The 7785-nt window shown below is 68.9% G+C and carries 10 protein-coding genes (1 of these 10 cut by a window edge); 3 read left to right on the forward strand and 7 right to left on the reverse strand.

Going from position 1 to position 7785, the window contains the following annotated elements:
- Positions 1–27: 27 nt before the first annotated feature.
- Positions 28–870 (reverse strand): S1 family peptidase, encoded by an 843-nt coding sequence (locus ACZ499_RS23965; protein ID WP_468677754.1) that lies wholly within the window; start codon positions 868–870, stop codon positions 28–30.
- Between the two features lie 446 nt (positions 871–1316).
- On the opposite strand from ACZ499_RS23965, the gene ACZ499_RS23970 reads away from it, so the two are divergent.
- Entirely contained in the window at positions 1317–2675 is a 1359-nt protein-coding gene (locus ACZ499_RS23970) for a M14 family metallopeptidase (RefSeq protein WP_468677756.1), read from the forward strand.
- Between the two features lie 108 nt (positions 2676–2783).
- Here ACZ499_RS23970 and ACZ499_RS23975 read toward each other — a convergent pair whose 3' ends face one another.
- On the reverse strand, positions 2784–2918 hold the full coding sequence (locus ACZ499_RS23975; protein ID WP_468410609.1) for a DUF397 domain-containing protein: 135 nt from the start codon (positions 2916–2918) through the stop codon (positions 2784–2786).
- Positions 2881–3834, reverse strand: coding sequence for a helix-turn-helix domain-containing protein (locus ACZ499_RS23980; RefSeq protein WP_468677758.1), 954 nt, complete (start codon positions 3832–3834; stop codon positions 2881–2883). The genes ACZ499_RS23975 and ACZ499_RS23980 overlap by 38 nt, the downstream gene beginning before the upstream one ends.
- A gap of 129 nt (positions 3835–3963) precedes the next feature.
- Here ACZ499_RS23980 and ACZ499_RS23985 point away from each other — a divergent pair, with 129 nt between their 5' ends.
- On the forward strand, positions 3964–4188 hold the full coding sequence (locus ACZ499_RS23985; RefSeq protein WP_468677760.1) for a hypothetical protein: 225 nt from the start codon (positions 3964–3966) through the stop codon (positions 4186–4188).
- A complete protein-coding gene (locus ACZ499_RS23990) occupies positions 4185–4424 on the forward strand; it encodes a hypothetical protein (protein WP_468410603.1) in 240 nt (79 codons plus the stop codon). The genes ACZ499_RS23985 and ACZ499_RS23990 overlap by 4 nt, the downstream gene beginning before the upstream one ends.
- Positions 4425–4527: 103 nt before the next feature.
- On the opposite strand, the gene ACZ499_RS23995 is transcribed toward ACZ499_RS23990, so the two are convergent.
- The 4 genes from ACZ499_RS23995 to ACZ499_RS24010 form a co-directional block, all read right to left on the reverse strand.
- Positions 4528–6042 (reverse strand): GntP family permease, encoded by a 1515-nt coding sequence (locus ACZ499_RS23995; protein WP_468677762.1) that lies wholly within the window; start codon positions 6040–6042, stop codon positions 4528–4530.
- Between the two features lie 149 nt (positions 6043–6191).
- Positions 6192–6605 (reverse strand): RidA family protein, encoded by a 414-nt coding sequence (locus ACZ499_RS24000; RefSeq protein ID WP_468677764.1) that lies wholly within the window; start codon positions 6603–6605, stop codon positions 6192–6194.
- Complete coding sequence (locus ACZ499_RS24005) at positions 6602–7384, reverse strand: IclR family transcriptional regulator (RefSeq protein WP_468410597.1); 783 nt, start codon at positions 7382–7384, stop codon at positions 6602–6604. Before ACZ499_RS24005 ends, ACZ499_RS24000 begins: the two co-directional genes overlap by 4 nt.
- Positions 7381–7785: the end of a sugar kinase gene (locus tag ACZ499_RS24010; protein ID WP_468677766.1), read on the reverse strand. It continues 858 nt past the right edge of the window; the window shows 405 of its 1263 coding nt (coding positions 859–1263); the start codon falls outside the window, past its right edge; its stop codon occupies positions 7381–7383. Before ACZ499_RS24010 ends, ACZ499_RS24005 begins: the two co-directional genes overlap by 4 nt.

Below are 7785 nucleotides of genomic sequence, written 5' to 3' on the forward strand. Positions count from 1 at the left end.
TCTCCGCTGTTACGGCTGCTGGGGCTGTTACGGCTTGGGCAGCGCGCAACCAGGCCGACTGAGGTCGAACTTGTTCCCGGTACCTATGCAGGGAACGATGATGTACGTCTCCTGGGCATAGTTGATCTTGTAGCGGACGGTGACCTTGCCGTTCTGGTCCACCTCGCACGGGTTGTTCTCGGTGCAGCGCTGACCGTCCTCGTTGCCGGTGTTGTTCACCGCGACCACCTTGCCGGTGGCCGTGTCGATGACCGGGGAGCCCGAGGTGCCGCCGATGGTCTGGCAGGCGGAGGTGTACCGGACCGAGTCCTTCCAGGTCCAGTCGCCCTCCTTGAGGCGGTAGGCGAACCCGTCGATGTTGCAGCTGTAGGTGCGCTTCCAGTAGCCGGAGACCACCTTGATGGCGGTGCCCGCGACCGGGTGCTGGTCGTTGAGCGTGAGCGCGCCGATCCCGTACTGGCTCTGGATCTGCGCGTACGTCTTGCCCAGCTCGTAGACCGTGATGTCGGTGTCGGTCATCGTCGCGTACGAGACCTTGGTGGCCCGCAGTGTGCCGACCTTGCTGCCCGAGCCGTTGAGCAGCGAGAAACTGCGCGTGGAGGGCTGGTCGGTGATGACCTCACCGGCGGCCGGGAATCCGGTCTCCAGGCAGTGGCCGTTCGAGAGGATGAGAGCGGGGTCGTTCGGCTGGGAGTTGGGCGTGCGGATCAGCGACCCGGAACAGTTGCTGAGCGCGACCGTTCCGGCGAAGTCGACCGCCTTGACCGTCGCCTTGGCGCCGCTGTGGGTGTGCGGCGCCGCGACGACCGGTGCCGCACCCGCTCCGACGAGCAGAAGCGCGAGCACCGTGCCGACGAGAGGCTTCTTCATGTGGGGGTTCCCCTCTGAAGGGATTCAGGTGTGGGTTCCTGAAGTTGTCATGAGCATTGTTGGGTGCGCCAACCCCCGGGGGCAACCGTCGAGTTCGGGCCAGTTGGATCAGCCGCCCCCTCACGGATGCGGCGGCGCCCGGACGGAGCTCCGCGGGGGGCGTCTCGTACGACCGCATGGCCCATCGGGGCCGGACGGACGATCGGATCCGCGGCCTCGCCGGGCACCATTCGCCCCATGAGGCGTACGGAGCACTCGACGGAGGGGGGACGGTGGCGCGACGAGCCGCACCGCGCGGGAACGACCTTGACGGGATATCGCCCACCCGAACCGGCCGCACGGCGGCATGTCTTGACGCTGACATGCCATAAGTCGAAGCTCAGGGTGCGATGCACCACAGCAACGTCGACATGAACACCCCCACCTCCGAATCCCCAGGAGAATTCATGCGACTCCGTACGCGTACGCGCGGCACCGCCAGACGCTCGGCGGGCCTCGCGGCCCTCCTCGCGATGGCCCTGGCCGCACCCCTGACCGCCCACGCCACCGCGTCCCCGGCGCCGTCACCCCGCGAACGCGCGGACGTGGCCGCCGACGAGGCCACCACCCAGTACGAGATCCACGGCCCGGCCACCCCCGCCGCGCGCACCGCCATCGCCGCCACCGGGGTCGCCATCGACGAGGTGCACGAGCACACCGTCGTGGTCAGCGCGGACGCGGCGCAGGCGAAGAACCTGCGCACGCTCGGGTACGTGCTCAAGGCGCTGCCCGGACCGCCCAACCGCTTGAACGGCGCGAAGGCACAGCCCTTCGACTTCCCGCCGGCGGACTCGAAGTACCACAACTACGCCGAGGCGACGACGGAGATCGACCAGCGCCTCGCCCAGTACCCCTCGATCATGAGCAAGCGCGTGATCGGCAAGTCGTACCAGGGCCGGGACATCGTCGCGATCAAGGTCAGCGACAACGTGGCGACGGACGAGAACGAGCCGGAGGTGCTGTTCACCTTCCACCAGCACGCCCGTGAGCACCTGACGGTGGAGATGGCGCTGTACCTGCTGCGCGAGTTCGGGGCCGGGTACGGCACGGACTCGCGGATCACCAACATGGTGAACAACCGCGAGATCTGGATCGTGCCGGACCTCAACCCGGACGGCGGCGAGTACGACATCGCGACGGGCTCCTACCGCTCGTGGCGCAAGAACCGCCAGCCCAACTCCGGTTCCTCGTACGTCGGTACGGACCTGAACCGCAACTGGAACTACAAGTGGGGCTGCTGCGGCGGCTCCTCCTCCAGCAAGGGCTCCGAGACGTACCGCGGCTCGGCCGCCGAGTCCGCGCCCGAGGTGAAGGTCGTCTCCGACTTCGCCCGCAGCCGGGTGGTGGGCGGCAAGCAGCAGATCAAGGCGGGGATCGACTTCCACACGTACAGCGAGCTGGTGCTGTGGCCGTTCGGCTACACGTACAACGACACGGCGCCGGGCCTGACGAAGGACGACCACGACGCGTACGCCGCGGTCGGCGGGAAGATGGCGGCGTCCAACGGGTATACGCCGGAGCAGTCCAGCGACCTGTACATCACGGACGGCACGATCGACGACTTCCTCTGGGGCACGCAGAAGATCTTCGACTTCACGTTCGAGATGTATCCGGGTGAGTCCGGGGCGGGCGGCGGGTTCTACCCGCCGGACGAGGTGATCGAGCGGGAGACGTCGCGGAACAAGGACGCGGTGTTGCAGCTGCTCGAAAACGCCGACTGCATGTACCGGTCGATCGGCAAGGAGCAGCAGTACTGCACGGGGTGACACGCGGAGTGCTCCGCCTGGCGGGGTGGTCTCCCCCACCCCGCCCCTCCCGGCTGTACCGCAGCCCCGGTCGGTGGTCCGTCCGGGGCTGCTTCGGTGTTGCCGGGACTAGTGGGTGGCGAGGTTCCCTGTGGTCACGCCTGTGATGAACGCGGACCATGAGGCGACCGGGAAGACCAGCGCGGGACCTGTGGGGCGCTTGCTGTCACGCACAGGGACGACGTCGGGGATACCGGGGGCCACCTCGACGCAGTCGCCGCCATTGTCTCCGCTGTAGCTGCTCTTGACCCATGTCGCCGCGCTGAGACCGTGCCTGTCCATGGTGTCCGTACCCTTCCATCGCTTCGCTGAGCAGAGCGGCAGACTCACGGACGGACGGGGCGTCCGCCCTGAGCACATCATAGGTCTGGGCATGCTTGGCGAAGACTGCCGGATCGTCGTTGAAATGCCCACGGTCCAGCGACTCCGAGTAGACCCAGTCGTGTCCGTCCGGCAGCGTGATCAGTGACATGGACGTGTTGGGTCGTACGAGCCCGGAACGGTGTGCCGGGGCGATCTGGATACGGACGTTCGGGCGCTGCCCCACCTCCAACAGGTGCGCGCACTGGCTGTACATGACCGCGTCGCCTCCCACGACGTTTCGGACCACGCTTTCGTCCAGTACCGCGATGAGAAGCGGCCCGCCCTGGCTCAGGAACCGCTGTTGCCGACTCAACCGGGCCCGTACCCGCTCTTCCACGCTGCCTTCGTCGTTGGCCGCTGCGACACGTGAGAACAGAGCCCGTGCGTACTCTTCGGTCTGCAACAGGCCGGGGATCACCTGGGTACCGAAGACGTGCAGCGATACGGCTTTGGCGTCCATGTCGGCGCGGCGCTGAAACCAGTCCGGATGCTGCACTTCGGGGTACCAGTCGATCCGTGCCCACAGATGCAGGAGTGTGCCGCCCGTCTTCAGCACGATGTCGCAGGTGTCCGCGAACGTGTCTTGCGGGACCCGGGTACCGGCTTCGATCCGGGCCACCAGGGACCGGTCACAGGGAATCCGCTTGGCCAGGCCCTCCTGGGTGAGCCCGGCCGACTCCCGTAGGTGTTTCAGCAGCTCACCGAATACGGCCCCCGTGGTGGTGGCCTTCCCTCCGGCTGCGTTTCGGCGACTCATCGGCCGTTCCTCCGCGTGACAGAACTCCACTGGAACGCGTAACGCGTTGTGATCGTACGCCACTGAGCGCAACTCTTGTGGAACAGACGGTAATTGGGTCCGTGTGACGTACGCGAAGGGCGCAGCGCGATGAATGACCGGACTACCCCGCAGGTCCCGGCGGCTGGTCGGACGGCGGAACTGGAGTCGCTGATAGCGGCGGGGGAGTTCTGGCGTCTGGCGCCGGAGTGGTGGCCGCCGGTCTTCGAGGCCCGGCCGTCCCTGGAGTCGCTGCGGGCGATGGAGACGGGGTTGCTGCGGAGGCTGGAGTCAGCTCCCGCAGGCGCCGTATTCCTGCTGGAGGAGGGTTCATGAGACCGGTGATGCTGGAACAGACCGTGCTGGGCAACGGCGTCCTGCTCGGTGATCTCATCGCGGTGGGCGGCATCCGCCACCAGGTGACGAATATCCGACAGGTGCGTGGGCTGCGCCGGTGCCTGGAGTTCAGCGATGGCAACGTGTACGTGGTGGGCAACACCACCGCCATCGCAGTCAGCCGCGCCGCCGTGCCGCCCGGACGCCGTATCCCCCGCTCACCACTGTTTCGCTGAGTGTTCTTGCCTCCATGGCGACCGATTCGGGGGCGGGGAAGAAGGGTCGCACCGCATCACCGCACTGTCCGAGCACGACCGCGGCGGGGAAGGGTGGGCGGGGCTAAATCACCAAGCTCAGCAGCCCCGCCACCCCGAACCCCACAACAGACAGCACCGTCTCCAGCACCGTCCACGACTTCAACGTGTCCCGTTCCGTGATCCCGAAGTACTTCGACACCATCCAGAAGCCCCCGTCGTTGACGTGGGACGCGAAGATCGAGCCCGCCGAGATCGCCATGATGATGAGGGCGAGGTGGGCCTGGGAGTAGGCCGCGCCCTCGACCAGGGGGACCACGATGCCCGCCGTCGTGACGATCGCGACCGTCGCCGAGCCCTGGGCGACCCGCAGGGCCACCGCGATCAGCCAGGCCAGCACGATGACCGGGAGGCCGACGTCGTGGAAGGTCTTCGCCAGCGCGTCCGCGATCCCGGACGCCTTCAGGACCGCGCCGAAGACTCCGCCCGCGCCCACCACGAGCAGGATGTTGCCGACCGGCTTGAGGGAGGCCGTCGACACCGTCTCCAGGGACTTGCGGGACCAGCCGCGCCGGATGCCGAGCAGGTAGTAGGCGAGGACGAGCGCGATCGTCAGGGCCACGAACGGGTTGCCGAAGAACTCGATCACCGAGCGGCCACGGGACGGATCAAGGGCGATGGACGAGAACGTCGCCGACAGGATCAGGAGCAGCGGCGTGCCGATGATCGCCAGGACCGTCGCCGGCGACACCGGCCTCTCCTGCGGAGCGACCCCCGCGGCCGACTGCTCCGCCGCCACCGCCGCCCGCGCCTCCTCTGCCGCCTCCACCATGTCCTGCGGCACCTCGACGAAGATCCGCTTGCCGATCCACGCGGCGTACGCCCAGGCCGCCAGCACCGACGGGAGGCCGACGACCGCGCCCATCAGGATCACCCAGCCGAGCGAGACGTGGAACAGCCCGGCGGCGGCCACCGGGCCGGGGTGCGGCGGCAGGAAGGCGTGGGTCATGGACAAACCCGCGAGCAGCGGCATGGCGTAGAGCAGGATCGACTTGCCGATGGGGGTCCCCCCTGCACCAAGCTTGTCGGATGCTCGGGGGAGCTTGGCGGCCGCGTACACGATCGGCGCCAGGACGAAGATGCCGACGTCGAAGAAGACCGGGATGCCGAAGACCAGGCCGGTCAGGCCCATGGCGAGAGGGGCGCGCTCCTCCCCGAACAGGGCGAGCAGCCGGGCGCTCAACACCTCGGCTCCGCCGCTGACTTCGAGGATCGCGCCCAGCATCGTACCGAGCCCGATGATGATCGCGACGTGCCCGAGGATGCCGCCCATGCCGGACTCGACCGTCGAGACGGCGGCGGACTTCTGGACCGTGCCGAAGAGCTCGGTGACGGAGAGGCCGGCGCCCAGGCCGACGGCTATGGAGACGGCGAGGAGTGCGACGAACGGCTGGAGCCGGACCTTGATGATCAAGTACAGGAGGAGGGCTATGCCCAGGACGGCGACGGTCAGCAGACCGGTCGTGCCGCCGACGAGGGGGAGGATCCCGCCGGTGTGCGGCGGAGGCGGCGGGGGCGCGGTGGCGAGCGGGAACGACATACGGGGGCTCCGGTGGCTGGCAGGGCTGTTCCAGGGCGTGGGGGACCGCGGGGCGGCGCCCCGGCGGTCCGGGGCGCCGCTCCGTGCGGCCTGTGGAGCGGTCGTACTAAGGGCATACGGAGGTCAGTCGCGAAGGGCCGTTACGGAGGTCAGTTGTCCAGTACTGCCAGCGCGTCGATCTCGATCAGCAGGCCCTTGGGCAGGCCCACGTACACGGTCGTACGCGCCGAGGCGGGGGCCTTCAGGCCCTGCTCCTCGAAGTAGGCGTTGTAGATCTCGTTCATCTCGGCGAAGTGGGCGACGTCGGTGAGGTAGACGCGCATCATCATCACGTCGTCCCAGGTGGCGCCGCCCTCCTCCAGGATCGCCTTGACGTTGGCGAAGGTCTGGAGGGTCTGCTCGCGCAGGGTGGGGCCTGCGGTCGTGGGCGGCTTGCCCTCCTCGGCGGGCAGGAACCCGACCTGCCCGGCGACCTGGAGGATGTTGCCCTTGCGCACGCCGTGGGAGAACTTGGCGGGCGGGGTGGTGTGGGTGGCGGGGGTGAGAGCGACCTTCTCGGTCATGAACTGCCTTCTTTGTCAGGGATATCAGGGGTGTCGGCGATGTTGCCGGAGTACTCCCGGCTGATGGCGTCCGCCGTGCGGCGCACCAGCGGGAGGAGGCCGAGGAGTTCCTCGGCGGTGACGACGACGTTGGGGGCGGAGACGGACATCGCGGCGACGACGCGGCCGTCGGTGCCGCGTACGGGCGCGCCCACGCAGTTGATGGACTCCTCGTGGCCGCCGAGGTCGGTGGCCCAGCCCTGTTCGCGTACGGCCGCGAGCTCCTTGAGGAAGGCTGGGGCGTTCGGCGTCGAACGGGGCGTGTACATGGGGTAGTCGAGCTTGTCGGCGACCGCGCGGCGCTCGGTGTCGGGCAGGTCGGCGAGGAGCAGCTTGGCGACGGCGGCGACGGTGATGGCGACGGGCTTGCCGACCCGGGAGTACATCCGCACCGGATAGCGGCTCTCGACTTTGTCGATGTACAGCACCTCACCGTCCTCGTACACGGCGAGGTGGACGGTGTGCCCGATCCGCTCGTTGAGCGCGACGAGATGGGGGTGCGCGATCTCCCGTACGTCGAGGTTCTCGACGGCCTCCTGGGCGAGCGCGAAGAGGCGGGCGCCGAGGCGGTAGCGCTGGTCCTCCTGGCGGTAGACGAGGCCGTGCTCGTGCAGGGTGCGCAGCAGCCGCAGGGCGGTCGACTTGTGCACCCCGAGCCGCTCGGCCACCTGCCCGAGGTCGGCGGGGCCCTGCGCGAGCAGCGGCAGGATGCTCAGCGCGCGGTCGACGGTCTGGCTCATGGCGTACGTACCTCCTGCTCCTCCCCCGTCCACCCGGGGCCGAGACGAAGTCTCTCCCAGGCGTCGTCGTCCAGTGCGGCAAGCCGGTCGGCGTGCGCGCGGGTCGGCGGGGCCGTGTGGTCACCGGGCACGGTGAGCACGGCGGCGGCGAACAGGTGCCCGCAGCGTGCCCGCTCCCGTATCCCCGCGCCACGCAGCGTGGCGGAGAGGAACCCGGCGGCGAAGGCGTCCCCGGCCCCGGCCGTCGCGACAACGTCCACGCGGGGTGCCGGAACGGTGGTGGCTTCTCCCCACCCCGCCCCTTCCCGAAAGCCTCCGGCGGCCTTCGGGCGCCTGCGGGACGTCTTGGGCCGGTCGCGCGGTTCCCCGCACCCCTTGGGCGGAAGGAGCGCGGGGAACCG

This window comes from Streptomyces sp. NPDC031265 (assembly GCF_055570295.1).